A 19376-nucleotide genomic window follows, 5' to 3' on the forward strand; every position below is an offset into this window, starting at 1 on the left:
TGGAGGAATTTTCTTGTCTTTTTGAAACAAGGATTGATTTATCATCTATGAGATTATATACTACTATTAGTACCTAGTCATAAATGTACGGATGGTGTCTGCATATGAAACTAAATAAAAAAGAACGACAAAAGCTTCTCCAGCAAACGATCAGCTCGACTCCGTTCATTACTGATGAAGAATTGGCAAGTAAGTTCGGTGTAAGCATTCAAACAGTTCGTCTTGACCGTTTGGAGCTGTCAATCCCTGAATTACGCGAACGAATTAAGCACGTGGCCGAAAAGACATTAGAGGATGAAGTGAAGTCTCTTCCGCTGGATGAAGTCATTGGAGAAATGATTGATGTAGAGCTTGATGATCAAGCGATTTCCATTTTTGAAGTGAGAAAAGAGCATGTATTCAGCCGTAACCAAATTGCCAGGGGACATCATCTTTTTGCCCAGGCAAATTCGCTGGCAGTAGCCGTCATCGACGATGAACTGGCTTTGACAGCAAAAGCAAATATTAAGTTTACAAGGCAGGTCAAACAAGGCGAAAGAGTCGTCTCAAAAGCCAAAGTTGCCTCACATGATAAAGAAAAAGGCAGAACCGTAGTTGAAGTAAACAGCTATGTAGGTGAGGAAGTTGTCTTCTCAGGCGATTTCGTCATGTATCGCTCAAAACAAAAGTAAAAGGTGGCACATAACATGAGAATTGCAGTCGATGCAATGGGGGGAGATCATGCCCCTAAAGCCATTATTGACGGTGTGCAAAAAAGCTTAGAAGCATTTTCAGATATCGAGATTACACTAGTCGGCGATGAAAGCAAGATCAAATCATACATAACAAATCATGAACGCATCACGATCTTAGATGCAAAAGAAGTCATTGAACCGACGGATGAACCAGTGCGTGCAGTGAGACGTAAAAAGGATTCTTCTATGGTGAAAATGGCGCAGGAAGTTTCAGAAGGAAGAGCAGATGCCTGTATTTCAGCTGGAAATACTGGGGCACTCATGACAGCAGGCCTGTTTATCGTAGGCAGAATTGATGGCATTGACAGACCAGCACTTGCTCCGACGTTGCCAACACTTGATGGCAGCGGGTTCTTATTATTGGATGTCGGCGCAAACGTTGATGCAAAGCCAGAGCATCTTGTGCAATATGCCATGATGGGATCTATTTACGCAGAGCATGTCTTCCCGAAGAGCAATCCACGCGTTGGACTTTTAAATGTCGGGACAGAAGATAAAAAAGGCAACGATTTAACGAAAAAAACCTTTGAATTATTAAAAGCATCAGATTTGAATTTCATAGGAAATGTAGAATCGCGTGACTTATTAGAAGGTGTAGCTGATGTCGTTGTCACAGATGGTTTCACGGGGAATATCGCCCTTAAAACGATCGAAGGCACAGCTCTTTCTGTTTTTAAAATGCTGAAAGAAACCTTAACATCCAGCTTCACAGCTAAAATAGCAGCAGGTATGATGAAGCCAAAATTAATGCAGATGAAATCTAAAATGGATTACTCCGAATATGGTGGTGCCGCATTATTTGGTTTAAAAGCACCCGTTATTAAAGCGCATGGTTCCTCTGATGAAAATGCGATTTTTCATGCCATTCGTCAGGCGCGCGACATCGTTAAAAAAGACGTTTCAGCTATCATTCATCAAGAAGTTCAAAAAGAAGACACGAATGAGTCGTAATGGAGGTAGAGCAGCATGAGTAAAATTGCTTTTTTATTCCCAGGCCAAGGCTCTCAAAAAATTGGCATGGGAAAAGATTTATTTGACCAAGAAGCAGCATCTAAAGCTGTGTTTGAAGAAGCAGATCAGACCCTTGGTTTTGATTTATCTTCAATGATTTTTGAAGGAGATGCAGAAGAACTGACGCTGACATATAATGCACAGCCAGCTCTTTTAACGACAAGCATCGCGATCTTAAAGAAGTTTGAAGAGAGCGGAATCAAAGCAGATTATGCAGCAGGGCACAGTCTGGGTGAATATACAGCCCTTGTTGCAGCGGGAGCTCTTTCGTTTAATGATGCCGTTTTCGCAGTGAGAAAGCGCGGCGAATTAATGAATGAAGCCGTTCCAGCAGGAGAAGGCGCAATGGCGGCGATTCTTGGCTTAGACCAAGCGGCGCTTGTAGAAGTGACAAAAGAAGTGACAGAAAGCGGTCATCTTGTAGAACTCGCGAACTTAAACTGTCCGGGGCAAATCGTCATCTCTGGTACAGCAAAAGGTGTGGAATTTGCATCAGAGAAAGCGAAAGAAAAGGGCGCAAAACGTGCAATTCCACTTGAAGTGAGTGGACCTTTCCATTCTGCATTAATGAAACCAGCAGCTGAAAAATTCACAGATGTATTATCTAAATTAGACATTTCTGATGCCGCAACGCCAGTGATTTCAAACGTAACAGCAGACATCGTGACATCACGTAATGAAATTGAAACGAAGCTGATTGAACAATTGTATTCTCCTGTTCGATTTGAAGAAAGTGTAGAACGCCTGATTGACTTAGGCGTGACAACATTTATTGAAATTGGTCCTGGTAAAGTGCTCTCAGGTCTTGTGAAAAAAGTCAATCGCCGCCTGACGACCATTTCCGTATCAGATCAAGCAACAATTGAAGCAGCCATTCAAACACTCAAGGGGGATTCTTGATGCTTACAAATAAAACAGCCGTTGTCACAGGTGCATCACGCGGGATTGGCCGTTCCATCGCGATCGATCTAGCGAAAAGTGGTGCAAATGTTGTCGTGAACTATTCCGGAAACGAAGCAAAAGCAAATGAAGTCGTCGATGAGATCAAAGCACTTGGCCAGCAGGCTTTTGCTTTCAAAGCGGATGTGTCAAATGCAGAAGAAGTACAGGCATTAATGAAACAAGCCGTTGATACATTTGGTTCAATCGACATTCTTGTGAATAATGCTGGAATTACAAAGGACAACCTGCTCATGAGAATGAAAGAAAATGAATGGGATGATGTCATTAACATAAACTTAAAAGGTGTCTTCAACTGTACAAAAGCTGTGACACGTCAAATGATGAAACAGCGCAGCGGAAGAATCATCAATGTAGCATCTGTTGTCGGCGTTTGCGGAAACCCTGGACAAGCAAACTATGTTGCAGCAAAAGCTGGTGTGATCGGTTTAACGAAAACAACAGCAAAAGAGCTGGCAAGCCGTCATATTACAGTCAATGCCGTAGCACCAGGCTTTATTTCTACTGATATGACTGACAAGCTTGATGAGAATGTTCAAACAGAAATGCTTAAGCAAATCCCGCTCGCACGCTTTGGTGCGCCTGAAGATATAAGCAACGTTGTTGTCTTTTTAGCTTCAGAAGGAGCAGGTTATATTACAGGCCAAACCATCCAAGTGGATGGCGGAATGGTTATGTCCTAAGAAATATCAAAATTTCGTTACGTTTTCTCTAGTTTTTTAAAAACGAATCAACTATAATACTTTGAGGGGAGGTGAAAGGCAATGGCAGACGTATTAGAGCGTGTATCAAAAATTATTGTAGACCGCCTTGGCGTTGATGAGGCTGACGTGAAAATGGAGGCTTCATTTAAAGAAGATTTAGGCGCTGATTCCCTTGATGTAGTTGAGCTAGTTATGGAACTTGAAGATGAGTTCGATATGGAAATTTCTGACGAAGATGCTGAAAAAATTGCAACAGTCGGTGACGCTGTGAACTACATAAATAACCAGCAATAAGCGTAACAAAGTCCCGTCTATATTCATGGCGGGACTTTGAAAATTTATGTTAGTTTCAACATATTCAGCTGATCAATTGTCAGCCTTTTTCAGATGCTAAGGAGCACGGTTTCCTTGCATGTAGAAAGAGAGACTCCATATAATCAGTATCCTTAAAGGCGATAACGCCTACCTGGAGGTTGCTATGCCAAAACAATATAAAGACAAACAGAAACAGAGCAAAAAACTAGAGCAATTCAGAGAATTTCAGCAGCGCATTTCTGTACACTTTAAAAATGAGAAACTACTCTATCAAGCCTTTACACATTCCTCTTATGTGAATGAGCATCGTAAAAAACCTTATGAGGATAATGAAAGACTTGAATTTTTAGGGGACGCTGTTTTAGAATTGACGATCTCACAGTTCTTATTTGCAAAGTACCCAGCCATGAGCGAGGGAGATTTAACAAAACTGAGAGCGGCGATCGTATGTGAGCCATCACTTGTGTCATTAGCGCATGAGCTGTCCTTCGGAGACCTTGTTCTTTTAGGAAAAGGGGAAGAAATGACAGGCGGCAGAAAACGCCCAGCACTCTTAGCAGACGTATTTGAGGCGTTTATCGGAGCGCTTTATTTAGATCAAGGACTTGAGCCTGTTGAACGATTCCTAGAAGCCTATGTGTACCCGAAAATTAATGACGGGGCATTCTCACATGTCATGGACTTTAAAAGCCAGCTTCAAGAATTTGTTCAGCGAGATGGAAAAGGTGTACTTGAATACCGAATCCTGCATGAAAAAGGTCCAGCACATAACCGGGAATTTGAAGCAAATGTATCCCTTAGAGGTGAAGTGCTCGGAATTGGAAATGGCCGTTCAAAAAAAGAAGCGGAACAGCATGCTGCACAGGAAGCACTTGCTAAATTACAGAAACATCATATGAACCAATAAAATCCCCCTCGTGATTCAGGGGGATTTCACTCTGTTTTCCATCATCTTTTTTCAGTTCATATGGTAAGATAATAGTACTTTAAATACATAAGGAGGATCACTCTCATGTTCCTCAAACGTTTAGACGTGATAGGATTCAAATCTTTCGCACAGCGGGTGACTGTAGACTTTGTCAAAGGGGTTACAGCTGTTGTTGGACCAAACGGAAGCGGCAAAAGTAATATTACTGATGCGATCCGCTGGGTACTTGGAGAGCAATCAGCTAAAAGCCTCCGCGGAGGAAAAATGGAAGACATCATTTTTGCAGGAAGTGACTCAAGAAAACGAGTCAACTTAGCAGAAGTGACATTAACGCTCGATAACGAAGATCACTTTTTGCCGATCGATTTTCACGAAGTCAGTGTGACAAGAAGAGTCTATCGTTCTGGAGAAAGTGAATTTCTCATTAACAATCAATCTGTCCGCTTAAAGGATATTATTGATCTTTTCATGGATTCAGGTCTTGGAAAAGAAGCTTTTTCGATCATCAGCCAAGGTAAGGTAGAAGAGATTCTATCGAGTAAAGCTGAAGAAAGGCGTAGCATCTTTGAAGAAGCAGCTGGTGTCCTGAAATATAAAACAAGAAAGAAAAAAGCCGAGAATAAACTGTTTGAAACGCAGGACAACTTAAACCGGGTAGAAGATATTCTGCATGAACTAGAAGATCAAGTAGAACCACTAAGAATGCAGGCGTCTATTGCAAAAGACTATCTGCAAAAGAAAGAAGAACTTGAAAATGTAGAAATTGCTCTCACCGTCCATGATATTGAAGCACTGCACAAAAAATGGACAACACTTGGTGAAGCTGTCGAGCGGTTCAAACAAGATGAAATGAAGCAGTCCACAGACATTCAAGCGAAGGAAGCCAAAATCGAAGAATCGAGAGACCGTATTCAGGCGCTTGACGATTCGATTCATGACCTCCAAGAAGTCCTCCTTTTCACAAGTGAAGAACTAGAAAAGCTTGAAGGGAAAAAAGAAGTTCTAAAAGAACGGAAAAAAAATGCGGCCGCTAACCAAGGGCAGCTAGAAGACACGCTCGTGCGCTTAACCGAAAAACAGGCGTCGTTAACGGAAAAGATTGAACAGCAGAAAGTCACACGTGACAGCCTGCAAACAGAAGTCCAGCAGCTAAAAGATGAAGTGAAAACAAAACAACATCAGCTGTCTCTTCATAGTGAAGATGTGGAAGGGCAAATTGAACAGCTAAAAAACGATTATTTTGACCTATTAAACGAGCAAGCTTCTATCCGAAACGAACGCACATTACTAGAAGAACAGCAGCGCCAAGCAGCCTTGCAGCTAGAGCGGTTAACGCAAAATAATCAGAAACATATCGAAGAACGGGTATCTGTGAAGGAAAAGAAAACAGAAGCCGAGAAGCAACTTTCAGAACGAGAAGAAGACATTTTGGCTCAGGTGAAACGCTTTAGAGAAGCGGAACAAAAGCTAGAACAGATGAAACGTCAATACGAGAAAAAAGAAACGGCTCTTTACCAAGCCTATCAATATGTACAGCAGGCAAAATCTAAAAAAGAAATGCTTGAATCCATGCAGGAAGACTTCTCAGGATTTTTCCAAGGAGTGAAAGAGGTTTTAAAGGCAAAGGACCGGTTAGGTGGTATTCACGGGGCGATTGCAGAGCTAATTCAAACAGAGCAGCAACATGAAACAGCGATTGAAATTGCACTTGGCTCAGCCACGCAGCATGTCGTTACTGAAAATGAAGCGGCTGCCAGACAGGCCATTGGATATTTAAAGCAGCATTCCTTTGGGCGTGCGACCTTCCTGCCGATGAACGTCATCAAAGAACGAACCATTCAGTTCAGAGATATTCAAACAGCTGAGCAGCATGACGCGTTTATTGGCGTAGCGAGTCAGCTCGTTTCCTTTGATGAAAAGTATGAAAAAGTCATACAGAATTTGCTTGGAACGGTCCTGATTGTTCAAGACTTAAAAGGTGCCAATGAGCTGGCGAAAATGCTTGGACATCGTTATCGCATCGTGACCCTTGATGGGGACGTGGTGAACCCAGGTGGTTCAATGACTGGGGGCGGCGTAAAGAAAAAGAACAATTCCCTCCTCTCCAGAAACCGAGAGATTGAAACATTAACAAAGCAGCTCGTTGAAATGGAAGAAAAAACAACGATCCTTGAAAAAGAAACAAAAGAAACGAAGCAATCGATTGCCGAAAGAGAAGTCCAATTAAATGAATTGCGTCAGCGCGGCGAAATGCTTCGAGAAAAGCAGCAAGAGTTAAAAGGGACATTATATGAACTGCAAGTAGCTGAAAAAAATATTAACGCTCATCTAGAGCTCTATGATCAAGAAAAAGAAGAGTTGCAGCAGCGCTCTAGCGAACTTGCGATCAAGGACAAAGAGCAGGCAGCCCTTGAAACATCTATAGGTGAGAAACTGACCTCTCTTGACGAAGAGATCAACACGTTAACAAAACGGAAGCAGACCCAAAGCTCAACGAAAGAAACCATTTCTTCCGAATTAACAGAGCTGAAAATCTCGCTTGCCAAAAAAGAGCAGTCTTTAGCAAATGAACAAGAAAAACTGTCGAGCTTAACCGCTGAATTAGAAGAGGCTGAAAAGACGCTGACGGAAACAAAAGAAGATTTGTCCCTCTTAACAAGTGAAATGTCATCCAGCTCAAGCGGCGCCGAACAACTGGAAGAAGCGGCAAAAGAGAAACTGGAACATAAAAACAAAACGACAGCACTTATCTCAGAGCGACGCAAACAGCGCCTGGCTCTTTCTGAAACATTAGAATTCGCAGAACGTGAACTGAAAGAACAAAAACGCCTGTATAAACAGCTCACGACAAGCTTAAAAGATGAAGAAATCAAGCTTGGCCGCATGGAAGTTGAACTTGATAACCTCATCGCTTATTTAAACGAAGAGTATGCCCTTTCGTTTGAAGGAGCAAAAGAAATGTATCATCTGACGCTATCGCCGGATGAAGCAAGAAAACGCGTGAAATTGATCAAACTAGCCATTGAAGAGCTTGGAACAGTGAACTTAGGCAGCATTGACGAGTATGAACGTGTGAATGAACGTTTTCTCTTCTTAACTGAACAGCGCAATGATCTGACAGAAGCGAAAAATACGTTATTCCAAGTCATTGAAGAAATGGATCAGGAGATGACGAAACGTTTCTCTGAGACATTCTCTCAAATCCGCGGGCATTTTGAATCTGTTTTCCAAGCATTATTTGGCGGAGGAAGAGCAGACCTTAAGCTCACAGATCCAAACGATTTACTAAACTCAGGCGTCGATATTGTGGCGCAGCCGCCGGGGAAAAAGCTGCAAAATCTAAGCCTGCTTTCAGGCGGAGAAAGAGCATTAACAGCCATTGCTTTATTATTCTCGATCTTAAAAGTGAGACCAGTTCCATTCTGTGTGCTAGATGAGGTAGAAGCAGCGCTTGATGAAGCGAATGTGTTCCGCTTTGCCCAGTATTTAAAGAAATATAGCCAAGAAACACAGTTCATTGTGATTACACACCGAAAAGGAACCATGGAAGAAGCAGATGTTCTGTACGGTGTCACGATGCAGGAGTCAGGTGTCTCAAAACTGGTATCTGTCAAACTAGAGGAAACGAAAGAGCTTGTCCAGTAATTAAAGGAGGTTTTTGAACCAATGAGCTTTTTTAAGAAATTAAAAGAAAAATTTACGCAGCAAACCGATTCAGTATCAGAAAAGTTTAAAGATGGACTTGAAAAAACGAGAAATTCGTTTCAGGGAAAAGTAAATGAACTCATTTCTCGCTATCGTAAAGTGGATGAAGACTTTTTTGAAGAACTAGAAGAAGTGTTAATCGGTGCTGATGTTGGTTTCACGACTGTGATGGAACTGATTGATGAGCTGAAAAAAGAAGTGAAATTAAGAAACATTCAAGACCCAAGTGAAGTACAAGCAGTCATCTCTGAAAAACTCGTGGAGATTTACAATAGCGGTGAGGAACAAATCTCTGAACTGAACATTGAAGACGGCCGTTTAAATATTATTTTATTCGTAGGCGTGAACGGTGTCGGTAAAACCACAACCATTGGTAAGCTGGCAAACAAGCTGAAAAATGAAGGGAAATCCGTCATTTTAGCAGCAGGTGATACGTTCCGTGCGGGGGCGATTGAGCAGCTTGAAGTATGGGGCGAGCGCTCTGGTGTTCCTGTCGTTAAACAAACAGCAGGCTCTGACCCGGCAGCGGTCATCTATGATGCCGTTCAATCAGCTAAAGCCAAAAAAGCAGATGTCCTGATCTGTGATACAGCAGGCAGACTGCAAAATAAAGTCAACTTGATGAAAGAGCTGGAGAAGGTCAAGAGAGTCATTGAACGCGAAGTGCCCGATGCACCGCATGAAGTACTGCTTGCCCTTGATGCGACAACGGGTCAAAATGCGATGGCGCAAGCGAAGGAATTTTCTAAAGCAACAAACGTGACAGGTATCGCTTTAACAAAGCTTGACGGTACTGCAAAAGGCGGGATTGTTCTTGCCATTCGCAATGAGCTCAACATCCCTGTAAAACTTGTCGGATTAGGTGAAAAAGTAGACGATCTGCAAGAGTTCGATGCTGAATCGTATGTGTACGGATTATTCTCAGACATGATTGATCAAGAAGACTAATCAAGATGTCGGCAAAACTGCCGGCATTCAGCGTGTAGACAAACCCTCGCATTCTTTGTCAGTCCTGCGTGCTGGTGCTCACGAATGATAAATTCGCTCCGCGCCAGTACTCGTCCTTCCTAGGGCTGCAAAGGTTTTCTATCACGCTGAAAAGAAGACAAAGTGCTAAAATCAAGTTCATTTTAGCCCTTTGTCAACAATCTGGGGATGCCGGCAAAACTGCCGGCATTTTTATTTATATATCGCCGCAGGAAGTGACAAGATAAAAACTTGACACATAGATTAGAACCGTGTAAACTTAGTTGTTGTAAAGGGAATGAACTTAACAAAGGGGAGAGAGCCCATGACGCTTGAAAAAACAACGAGAATGAACTACTTGTTTGATTTCTATCAATCGTTGTTGACCGCAAAACAAAAGAGCTACATGTCGCTTTACTACCTAGACGATTTTTCCCTCGGTGAAATTGCGGATGAATATGAAGTATCAAGACAGGCTGTTTATGATAATATTAAACGGACTGAAGCGATGCTTGAACAATATGAAGAAAAGCTGCTCTTGTTTAAGAAATTTAAAGAGCGTAAAGAACTTCTCACAAAAATGAGAGAGCTTGTAGCAGATTCCGCGCAAAAGGAAGAAGCAGAAGCTTTAATTGAATCGCTTGAGAAATTAGATTAGGAGGCGGCACAGTATGGCATTTGAAGGATTAGCCGACCGACTGCAGCAGACGATTTCAAAAATCCGCGGCAAAGGAAAAGTGTCAGAGCAAGATGTAAAAGAAATGATGCGCGAGGTACGCCTTGCCCTTCTTGAAGCTGACGTCAATTTTAAAGTAGTCAAAGACTTTGTGAAAAAAGTAAGCGAGCGGGCAGTTGGACAAGAGGTCATGCAAAGTCTTACCCCAGGACAACAGGTCATTAAAGTTGTAAAAGAAGAACTCACTGAATTAATGGGCGGGGAAGAGAGTAAAATCGCTGTAGCGAAAAAATCTCCAACTGTCATTATGATGGTTGGTCTTCAAGGGGCAGGTAAAACGACCACAACTGGAAAGCTTGCCAACTTACTTCGCAAAAAACATAATCGCAAGCCGATGATGGTGGCCGCTGATATTTACAGACCAGCAGCGATCCAGCAGCTTCAAACGCTTGGGAAACAGCTTGATATGCCTGTATTCTCATTAGGTGATCAAGTCAGTCCTGTCGAAATTGCCAAACAGGCAATTGAAAAAGCGAAAGAAGAACATCATGATTATGTCATTTTAGATACAGCAGGACGTCTTCATATTGATGAAGACTTAATGGATGAACTTCAGAAAGTAAAAGAAGTCGCAAATCCAGAAGAGATTTTCCTCGTTGTTGACTCGATGACTGGTCAAGATGCTGTCAATGTCGCAAAAAGCTTTAATGAACAGCTTGGTTTAACAGGTGTCGTTCTGACAAAACTAGACGGTGATACGCGAGGCGGGGCAGCACTTTCAATTCGTGCAGTCACAAATACGCCGATTAAATTCGCCGCACTAGGTGAAAAGCTTGATGCAATTGAACCATTCCACCCGGAGCGGATGGCATCGAGAATTCTTGGCATGGGAGATGTGCTCACGCTTATTGAAAAAGCACAAGCAAACGTTGACCAAGATAAAGCGAAAGAGCTTGAACAAAAAATGCGGACAATGAGCTTCACGCTCGATGATTTCCTCGAGCAACTTGGGCAGGTTCGCAACATGGGTCCACTTGATGAACTGATCCAAATGATGCCGGGAGCCGGTAAAATGAAAGGGCTCAAAAACGTCCAAGTAGACGAAAAGCAGCTCAATCACATCGAAGCGATCATTAAATCAATGACGACCGAAGAAAAAGAACAGCCAGAGGTCATCAATGCAAGCCGAAGAAAACGGATTGCAAAAGGAAGCGGAACATCTGTACAGGAAGTCAATCGCCTTTTAAAACAATTTGACGAAATGAAAAAGATGATGAAGCAAATGACCAACATGTCCAAAGGAAAGAAAAAAGGCGGCTTTAAATTACCATTTATGTAATTGGTTATACATGATAAAACCGTTGTTAAGAAAAAACACTTTACAAACCCTTTTATCATTGTTAATATACTATCTTGTTGAAATATTTTCGGAGGTGCTAGTAAAATGGCAGTAAAAATTCGTTTAAAACGTATGGGAGCAAAAAAATCTCCTTTCTATCGTATTGTTGTAGCAGATTCTCGTTCACCACGTGACGGTCGTTTCATCGAAACAGTTGGAACTTACAACCCAGTGGTATCACCAGCTGAGGTGAAAATCAACGAAGAATTAGCGCTTAAATGGCTTCAAAATGGTGCGAAACCATCTGATACAGTTCGTAACCTTTTCTCAAGCCAAGGAATTCTTGAAAAATTTCATAATGCGAAAAACAGCAAATAATGAATGAGCTGTCCTTGGAAGAATTGATTGTGTCCATCGTCGAGCCACTTGTTGATTTCCCTGAAGATATTCACGTATCTTCATTAGAAAAAGATGAGCAGGTCATTTACACACTGTCTGTCAATGCTGAAGATACCGGAAAAGTGATCGGAAAGCAGGGACGTACAGCTAAAGCGATACGAACAGTCATGTTTGCAGCAAGTGCAGAGTCTTCTAAGAAAGTTCAACTTGAGATTGCTGACTAAAAAGGGAGAGGGCTTAGGACCTCCCCTTTTTTTACACGTTTAAATCTATTTTTCGTTATACTGTAGAGGACAAATGCCTTCGGATAGGGGGACAAAAAGGAAGATGCAGATCATTCAACATGTCACCGTCATGCAAGTATTAACTGAAAGCAGTAAGGACAAACTGTTAACGACTTTTTTGGAGAAAAAAGAAAGACTAGAACGTGAATGCAATCAACTATATTTTCAACTAAAAAAGCATGAAAAAGAACCACATCAGCAAGAAGCCATCCCTCAATTTCAAAAAGCCATTGAAAAAAGACAAGAGAAAATGAGGCAAATTGATTTTCAAGTCGAGCAGCTGCATATCTTGCCTCTTGGCAGTGAAATGAAAGAAACAGAAGTGGATGCGCTGATTGAAGTAAAAATAGGTGATAAATGGGATGACAAAATGCAAGACAATGTCATCGTCGTGAAAGACGGCACCATTGTGGAAATACGTCAGGGGTGATTGAGAACATGGAGCTAGAATGGTTGAATGTCGGAAAGATCGTCAATACACATGGAGTGCGCGGAGAAGTACGTGTTGTGTCAAAGACTGATTTCCCAGAAGAACGCTACAAAAAAGGCAGCGTCCTTTATATTTTCAAACAAAATCAAAAAGAACCGCTAAAAGTGACTGTCGCATCACATAGACAGCACAAACAATTTGATTTACTGACATTTGAAGAAGTCGGCTCGTTAAATGAAGCTGAGCAATTAAAAGAGTCGATTTTAAAAGTAGAAAAAGAACATCTTGGTTCATTAGATGAAGGGGAATTCTATTTCCACGAAATCATCGGCTGCGAAGTATATGATGAAGAGGACAAACTGATTGGTCAAATCAAAGAAATTTTAACGCCAGGGGCAAATGATGTATGGGTGGTTGGAAGAAAAGGCAAAAAAGATGCCCTCATCCCTTATATTCCATCTGTCGTCAAAACAGTTGATATTTCATCCAAGAAAGTACACATTGAAGTGATGGAAGGACTCATTGACGAATGAAAATTGACTTTTTAACACTATTTCCTGAAATGTTCGAAGGAGTGCTTCACTCATCGATCTTAAAAAAAGCTCAGGAAAAAGATGCGGTCTCATTTGATGTCGTGAATTTTAGGGAGTATTCCGATCATAAACATAAAACAGTGGATGACTATCCGTATGGCGGCGGTGCTGGCATGGTTCTGAAAGCACAGCCAGTATTTGATGCGGTAGAAGATTTAACGAAAAAAGCAAACAAGAAGCCCCGCATTATTCTTGTCTGTCCTCAAGGAGAAAGATATACACAAAAGAAAGCAGAAGAGCTTGCAAAAGAAGAGCATCTTATGTTCATTTGCGGCCACTATGAAGGCTACGATGAGCGCATCAGGGAGCATCTTGTCACAGATGAAATCTCAATCGGAGATTTCGTTCTCACAGGCGGAGAGCTGCCGGCGATGATGATTGCAGACAGTGTGGTCAGGCTTTTGCCTCATGTGCTTGGAAAAGAAGCGTCTCATATCGAAGATTCATTTAGTACAGGTCTGCTTGAGCATCCGCACTATACAAGACCAGCTGATTATAAAGGATTGAAAGTACCAGATGTGCTTCTCTCTGGAAATCATGCCAAAATTGAAGAGTGGCGGCGTAAAGAATCGTTGAAGCGAACCTATACAAGACGGCCAGATTTGATCGATTCTTGCAAAACATTAACGGATGAAGAAAAAAGATGGCTTTGGCAGCTTCATAATGACTAGATTGTATTGCACAAGGTATACAGGTGTGGTATGATACTACTTGTGACTTGGACGGCTTGCCGATTCAAGTTTGAAAACGATGTTCCGCTGCAATGAAGAAAGAGGACATGAGCATCTGTTGGAAGGAGTTGAAAACGATGCAACAATTGATTGAAGAAATCACAAAAGAACAATTACGCACTGATCTTCCTGCGTTCCGTCCTGGTGACACTTTACGTGTACACGTGAAAGTTGTCGAGGGTACTCGTGAGCGTATCCAGATCTTTGAAGGTGTTGTAATTAAGCGTCGTGGTGGTGGAATCAGCGAAACTTTCACAGTTCGTAAGATCTCTTACGGTGTAGGCGTTGAGCGTACATTCCCTGTACACACACCAAAAATCGCTAAGATCGAAGTTGTACGTCACGGTAAGGTACGTCGTGCGAAACTTTACTACCTACGTGAACTTCGCGGTAAAGCGGCTCGTATCAAAGAAATCAGACGATAATGATATCAAAGGAAAGAGCTTGTTACCTGTAACAGGCTCTTTTTTTGTACAATGTATAGAGACAACCGTTAGAAGAGAGAAGGTGCACATATGACAATTCAATGGTTTCCAGGCCATATGGCAAAAGCAAGACGGGAAGTCACAGAAAAATTAAAGCTCATCGACATCGTATTTGAATTAACCGATGCAAGGATTCCGATGTCCTCTAGAAACCCAATGATTGAAGAAATCCTCCAAAACAAACCGAAAATTATGCTTTTGAACAAAGCAGATAAAGCAGATCCTCGTATGACAAAAGAGTGGCAGGCACACTTTGAAGCGCAAGGTGTACGGTCGCTTGCCATTAATTCTGTCGATGGACAAGGGTTAAATCAAATCATTACGACATCAAAAGAAATATTAAAAGAAAAGTTCGATCGAATGAAAGCAAAAGGTGTTAAGCCGCGTGCCATTCGAGCTTTGATTATCGGAATTCCCAATGTCGGCAAATCAACGCTGATCAATCGGTTGGCAAAGAAAAATATTGCGAAAACAGGAGATCGACCTGGTATTACGACGTCACAGCAATGGGTGAAGGTAGGAAAAGAACTTGAACTGCTCGATACCCCCGGAATTCTCTGGCCGAAATTTGAAGATGAACAAGTAGGTCTTAGGCTGGCCGTCACCGGAGCGATTAAAGACTCAATCATCAACTTGCAGGATGTCGCCGTTTATGCGCTACGCTTTTTAGAAGAGCACTATCCAGAGCGATTAAAAAAACGCTATGATCTAGCAGAAATACCTGAAGATACAGTTGAGCTGTTTGATGCCATTGGCACAAAACGCGGCTGTCTGATGAGTGGAGGATTCATTAATTACGACAAAACGACCGAAATCATCATTCGGGATATTCGAACGGAAAAATTTGGTCCCCTCACTTTTGAGAAGCCTGAAAGCTAAAAGACACGCAGCTCATGCGGGTCTTTATTTTTTGCGAAAAACTGCCGATATAAAGAAGGAGGCTGCGGAAAAGCCAATGTACACGGTCAAACAAATAAAAGCATTAATAGAACAACATGCTGACGACGAGTCATACATTCGTGAACTATTGAAAGACGATACAAGAAAAAGTGTCCAGAAGCTGATGGACAAATGGAACAAAGAGAGAGAAAAGCAGCAAGAACTACATGCAGCATGGAAGCAAATGCTGCAATTTGAAACCAAAGCAAAAGCGCAAGGATACACTTATATTGCAGGCATAGATGAAGCAGGAAGAGGACCACTCGCTGGCCCAGTGGTTGCGGCAGCTGTGATATTAAAAGAAGATACCGTCCTACTCGGTTTAAATGATTCAAAACAGCTATCTGAGAAAAAAAGAATGACCTATTATGAGCTCATTCAAAAGGAAGCGCTCGACATCGGCATCGGCATTGTTGATGCGGCAACGATTGACGAAATCAATATATACGAAGCATCAAGACTGGCGATGGTGAGGGCTGTAAAGCAGCTCACTCACACACCTGATTATCTACTCATAGATGCGATGACGCTCCCGCTTCCTACTCAACAGGAGAATATCATCAAAGGAGATGCTAAAAGCGCATCCATCGCAGCTGGTGCATGTATTGCCAAAGTGACAAGGGACCAAATGATGGAAGAGTATGGACGCCAGTACCCTGAGTATCAATTTGAAAAACATAAAGGGTATGGAACGAAAGAGCACCTTGCTGCCATTCAAACACATGGCGCCACACCTATCCACCGGTTATCATTTGCACCAGTGAAATCTGTTATTTCATAAATATTTTGACACAAGGAGGCTGCCTGTGATGACAAGAGTTGAAGATATACATACTGCACTGAATAGTCGGCTGAATACGGCAGAATCTGTTCCGCTTAACACGGAAGGAAAGGAAAATATTCACCGGCTCATTCTCGGCAAAGTACTGAAAATGCTCGGGGATGATACAGCACTTGTTCAAATAGGTTCGACCAAAATCAAAGCGCAGCTAGCGGCTCAGCTCAAAGCCGATTCTTTCTACTGGTTCCAATTAGAACAAGAAGGTGGAGGCAGTCTGAGTAAATTAAGACCTGTTCAGCAATTTGACCAAGATCCTAAAACATTAAAGGATGCCGCAGCTAAACTACTAGAAGGTCTGTCGCTTAAAAATGGACTTGAACAAATGTTAACAGCTACAGCTTTTTTAAAAGAAAAACCGGTCATCAACGAAGCAGAGTTAAAAACGGCAGTAAAATGGATTGAACAACTTCAAGGTGCGGATATCAAAAAAGGTCTGCAAGCACTTCTTTTTGCTTTAAAGAAAGATTTGCCGATTCAACAAGGAGTGCTCCAATCAATATTAGCGATGAAATCCCCCTCTGCACTTCATCAGGATGTGACAGCACTGCTAGATCGATTAACACAGCTTCCGAAGCAATCAGAAGCCACACAGGCTCTTACACAGGCCGTTCGTACGGTTGTAAATGCTGAGACAACCGTTCATGCAGAAAAGCTCTTATCGGTGCTTCTAGGAGCAAAAGAAGGTCAAACGAAGCAAGGAGAAAGCTTGCAGCAAGTGCAGCCTCATGTCAATCCGGCTCAGCAAACAAAGCAGAGCCAGCCCACCGCTATACAACAAGGGCGACAGGCGGATACAGTGAATCAGAACAGCGTGCAGCAATTATTAAGTCCAAAACAGCTCCCGCTTCAGCAAATAGAACGCATTCTGACGAGCATCACAAAGCAAGGTACAGACGGACAGCAGCAGCTTGATGTAAAACAACTCACATCACTGGTTCAAGCAGTCCAGCAGGCAGGGCCACAGGCTGACGCAAAGGCAGCCGTGCTTCAAAGGGAATTTCCGTTTCTTTCAAAAACAGAGGCGAACGCATTGGTAAAGGTCATTCAGCAGACTGAACCAGCATTAGGCAATAAAACCGATGTACTCAATTTACTGATGACGATGAAAAAAGCGATAGGTGTACGAGATGAAATTGGGATGCTGAAATTACTGGAAAAGGGCAGCCAAGATGTCAAAAGCCAAGAGCTTCACCAATTAAAGATGGTTTTAAATGATGCAAGGCAAGCTGATGTTCCCGAGCCCGTAAAAAAAGAAGTGGATCAATTATTCCATAGATTAAATGGGCAGTTACTAGTGCATCAGGAAAACCAAACAGTTAGTCAAATGATGGTTTCTTACCCGCTTTTCTCAAAACATAGTGTTCAAGATTTAACCTTTATTCTAAAAGGGCATAAGAAAAAAGATGGCTCTATCGATATTTCTCAGTGCCGTTTAATGTTTTATTTAAACATGGAAAACTTAGAAGAAACGTTAATAGACTGTACGATTCAGCAAAAAGTGATGTCAATTACAGTCGAGACGGCTCACGAACTGCAAGGGACCATTAATCCAATGATTCCAGCTGTTCGAGAGAATTTAAATGCCCTAGGGTATAGTTTGACGGGGATTACAGCGAAAAAGAGAGAAGAGCCAATTGATCCGTCTGACTTTCTAGATGAACACTTTCATAAAATCAGCGAGAAAGGGCTGGACTTACGAGTATGAAAGATTCAAAACCGCTTAGAAGAGCGATCGCTCTACACTATGATGAAGAAAAACAAAAAGCGCCAAAAGTCGTTGCAACAGGCAGTGGCTATGTGGCTGATCATATTATTGAAGAAGCTCAAAAAGCTGGAGTCCCTATTCAAGAAGACCGTAATTTAGTAGAACTGATGCGCCACTTAACGCTCGATGAGGAAATCCCAGAAGCGTTATACGATACTGTAGCAGAAATATTTTCATTTATCTATCGATTGGATCAAAAAATGAAAAAATAAGGTAAAATAAGTGTTTTGACTGAAAAATTTATATTTTTAATAAAATAAAAGTTTGAATGTTTAGAAGGATTTTACGATTTTACATAGAACCCTAGACATTCTCTTTTTTATTCTTTAAAATGAAAGCGCAGTCTATTTTATAATTTTTGTTTCTACATATGTTGGGAGGATGGGAAATGAATATCCATGAGTACCAAGGAAAAGAAATCCTAAGAAAATATGGGGTTTCAGTTCCAAATGGTAAAGTAGCATTTACACCTGATGAAGCAGTGAAAGCATCAGAAGAGCTTGGAAGCTCTGTATATGTCGTAAAAGCACAGATTCATGCAGGCGGCCGTGGTAAAGCAGGTGGGGTAAAAATTGCAAAAACAAAAGATGAAGTGAAAGGGTTTGCAGAGGAATTGCTCGGCAAGACACTTGTCACACATCAAACAGGGCCTGAAGGGCGCGAAATAAAACGCTTACTTATTGAAGAAGGCTGCGATATTCAAAAAGAGTACTATGTAGGACTCGTTTTGGATAGAGCGACATCAAGAATTGTTTTGATGGCTTCTGAAGAAGGCGGTACTGAAATTGAAGAAGTAGCAGAAAAAACGCCAGAAAAAATCGTGAAAGTGGTCATCGACCCAGCGATTGGTCTCCAAGCCTATCAGGCGAGAGAAGTTGCGTTTAAAATTAATATTCCAACAAAATTAGTTGGTCAAGCTGTTAAGTTTATGACAAGCCTTTACAATGCGTTTATTGAAAAGGATTGTTCAATTGCCGAGATAAATCCTCTTGTTGTAACAGGTGATGGAAAAGTCATGGCACTTGATGCAAAATTAAACTTTGATAGCAATGCCTTATATAGACAAAAAGATATATTAGAATACCGTGACCTTGATGAAGAAGATCCAAAGGAGATTGAAGCATCTAAATATGACCTAAGCTACATTTCACTAGATGGGAATATTGGCTGTATGGTGAATGGAGCAGGCCTTGCGATGTCTACAATGGATATCATCAAGCATTACGGCGGGGACCCTGCAAACTTCCTTGATGTTGGCGGCGGTGCAACTGCTGAAAAAGTAACGGAAGCATTTAAAATCATCTTATCTGATCAAAATGTCAAAGGGATTTTCGTGAACATTTTTGGCGGCATCATGAAATGTGATGTCATTGCAGAAGGTGTTGTTGAAGCGACGAAACAAGTCGGCTTAACATTACCACTCGTTGTACGTCTTGAAGGAACAAACGTTGAATTAGGGAAGAAAATCCTGAGTGATTCAGGCTTAAATATCACTTCTGCTGAGTCTATGGCTGACGGGGCAGAAAAGATTGTATCTTTAGTCAAGTAGAGCAGAAAGGCAGGGAACCTAA

At 41.8% G+C, this 19376-nt stretch carries 21 protein-coding genes; all 21 read left to right on the top strand.

The genetic code is table 11. The annotated features are described in order from the left end of the window. Positions 1-104 precede the first annotated feature (104 nt). The gene (gene fapR, locus V7L95_RS14555) at positions 105-671 is read left to right on the top strand and encodes a transcription factor FapR (RefSeq protein ID WP_017359102.1); all 567 of its coding nucleotides are present in this window, start codon (positions 105-107) and stop codon (positions 669-671) included. Between the two features lie 15 nt (positions 672-686). Beyond that, a complete protein-coding gene (plsX, locus tag V7L95_RS14560; protein WP_050827257.1) occupies positions 687-1685 on the top strand; it encodes a phosphate acyltransferase PlsX in 999 nt (332 codons plus the stop codon). A gap of 15 nt (positions 1686-1700) precedes the next feature. After that, positions 1701-2645, top strand: a complete 945-nt coding sequence (fabD, locus tag V7L95_RS14565) for an ACP S-malonyltransferase (RefSeq protein ID WP_284565073.1) — start codon at positions 1701-1703, stop codon at positions 2643-2645. Further along, on the top strand, positions 2645-3388 hold the full coding sequence (gene fabG, locus V7L95_RS14570; protein ID WP_340966978.1) for a 3-oxoacyl-[acyl-carrier-protein] reductase: 744 nt from the start codon (positions 2645-2647) through the stop codon (positions 3386-3388). Before fabD ends, fabG begins: the two co-directional genes overlap by 1 nt. Positions 3389-3469: 81 nt before the next feature. Beyond that, positions 3470-3703, top strand: a complete 234-nt coding sequence (acpP, locus tag V7L95_RS14575) for an acyl carrier protein (protein WP_008344853.1) — start codon at positions 3470-3472, stop codon at positions 3701-3703. Positions 3704-3887: 184 nt separating this feature from the next. After that, the gene (rnc, locus tag V7L95_RS14580; RefSeq protein WP_008344850.1) at positions 3888-4631 is read left to right on the top strand and encodes a ribonuclease III; all 744 of its coding nucleotides are present in this window, start codon (positions 3888-3890) and stop codon (positions 4629-4631) included. A 105-nt stretch (positions 4632-4736) separates the two neighbouring features. After that, positions 4737-8297 (top strand): chromosome segregation protein SMC, encoded by a 3561-nt coding sequence (gene smc / locus V7L95_RS14585; RefSeq protein WP_340966980.1) that lies wholly within the window; start codon positions 4737-4739, stop codon positions 8295-8297. A gap of 21 nt (positions 8298-8318) precedes the next feature. Further along, entirely contained in the window at positions 8319-9305 is a 987-nt protein-coding gene (ftsY, locus tag V7L95_RS14590; RefSeq protein WP_017359097.1) for a signal recognition particle-docking protein FtsY, read from the top strand. Positions 9306-9648: 343 nt separating this feature from the next. Further along, positions 9649-9981: a putative DNA-binding protein gene (locus V7L95_RS14595; protein WP_008344844.1), complete on the top strand. Its 333-nt coding sequence runs from the start codon at positions 9649-9651 to the stop codon at positions 9979-9981. Positions 9982-9994: 13 nt separating this feature from the next. After that, positions 9995-11338: a signal recognition particle protein gene (gene ffh, locus V7L95_RS14600; RefSeq protein ID WP_008344842.1), complete on the top strand. Its 1344-nt coding sequence runs from the start codon at positions 9995-9997 to the stop codon at positions 11336-11338. Between the two features lie 105 nt (positions 11339-11443). Beyond that, positions 11444-11716 (top strand): 30S ribosomal protein S16, encoded by a 273-nt coding sequence (gene rpsP, locus V7L95_RS14605; RefSeq protein WP_008344841.1) that lies wholly within the window; start codon positions 11444-11446, stop codon positions 11714-11716. Beyond that, entirely contained in the window at positions 11716-11961 is a 246-nt protein-coding gene (locus V7L95_RS14610) for a KH domain-containing protein (RefSeq protein ID WP_012009937.1), read from the top strand. Before rpsP ends, V7L95_RS14610 begins: the two co-directional genes overlap by 1 nt. A gap of 103 nt (positions 11962-12064) precedes the next feature. Then, entirely contained in the window at positions 12065-12451 is a 387-nt protein-coding gene (locus V7L95_RS14615; protein ID WP_008344839.1) for a YlqD family protein, read from the top strand. A gap of 8 nt (positions 12452-12459) precedes the next feature. Beyond that, positions 12460-12984 (top strand): ribosome maturation factor RimM, encoded by a 525-nt coding sequence (gene rimM, locus V7L95_RS14620; protein WP_007499637.1) that lies wholly within the window; start codon positions 12460-12462, stop codon positions 12982-12984. After that, complete coding sequence (gene trmD / locus V7L95_RS14625) at positions 12981-13715, top strand: tRNA (guanosine(37)-N1)-methyltransferase TrmD (RefSeq protein ID WP_007499635.1); 735 nt, start codon at positions 12981-12983, stop codon at positions 13713-13715. The genes rimM and trmD overlap by 4 nt, the downstream gene beginning before the upstream one ends. 137 nt (positions 13716-13852) lie before the next feature. Next, positions 13853-14200 (top strand): 50S ribosomal protein L19, encoded by a 348-nt coding sequence (rplS, locus tag V7L95_RS14630; RefSeq protein WP_008344834.1) that lies wholly within the window; start codon positions 13853-13855, stop codon positions 14198-14200. A 90-nt stretch (positions 14201-14290) separates the two neighbouring features. Beyond that, positions 14291-15139 (top strand): ribosome biogenesis GTPase YlqF, encoded by an 849-nt coding sequence (gene ylqF, locus V7L95_RS14635; protein ID WP_007499632.1) that lies wholly within the window; start codon positions 14291-14293, stop codon positions 15137-15139. 76 nt (positions 15140-15215) lie between these two features. Next, positions 15216-15980: a ribonuclease HII gene (locus tag V7L95_RS14640; RefSeq protein WP_046526651.1), complete on the top strand. Its 765-nt coding sequence runs from the start codon at positions 15216-15218 to the stop codon at positions 15978-15980. Positions 15981-16008: 28 nt separating this feature from the next. After that, on the top strand, positions 16009-17745 hold the full coding sequence (locus tag V7L95_RS14645) for a hypothetical protein (protein ID WP_050827260.1): 1737 nt from the start codon (positions 16009-16011) through the stop codon (positions 17743-17745). Continuing rightward, positions 17742-18017: a FlhB-like flagellar biosynthesis protein gene (locus V7L95_RS14650; protein WP_048002829.1), complete on the top strand. Its 276-nt coding sequence runs from the start codon at positions 17742-17744 to the stop codon at positions 18015-18017. Before V7L95_RS14645 ends, V7L95_RS14650 begins: the two co-directional genes overlap by 4 nt. 176 nt (positions 18018-18193) lie before the next feature. After that, positions 18194-19354, top strand: coding sequence for an ADP-forming succinate--CoA ligase subunit beta (gene sucC, locus V7L95_RS14655; protein WP_008344824.1), 1161 nt, complete (start codon positions 18194-18196; stop codon positions 19352-19354). Positions 19355-19376 lie beyond the last annotated feature (22 nt).

The organism is Bacillus sp. PPSBB_11, assembly GCF_038023285.1.
Lineage (GTDB): Bacteria > Bacillota > Bacilli > Bacillales > Bacillaceae > Bacillus > Bacillus altitudinis.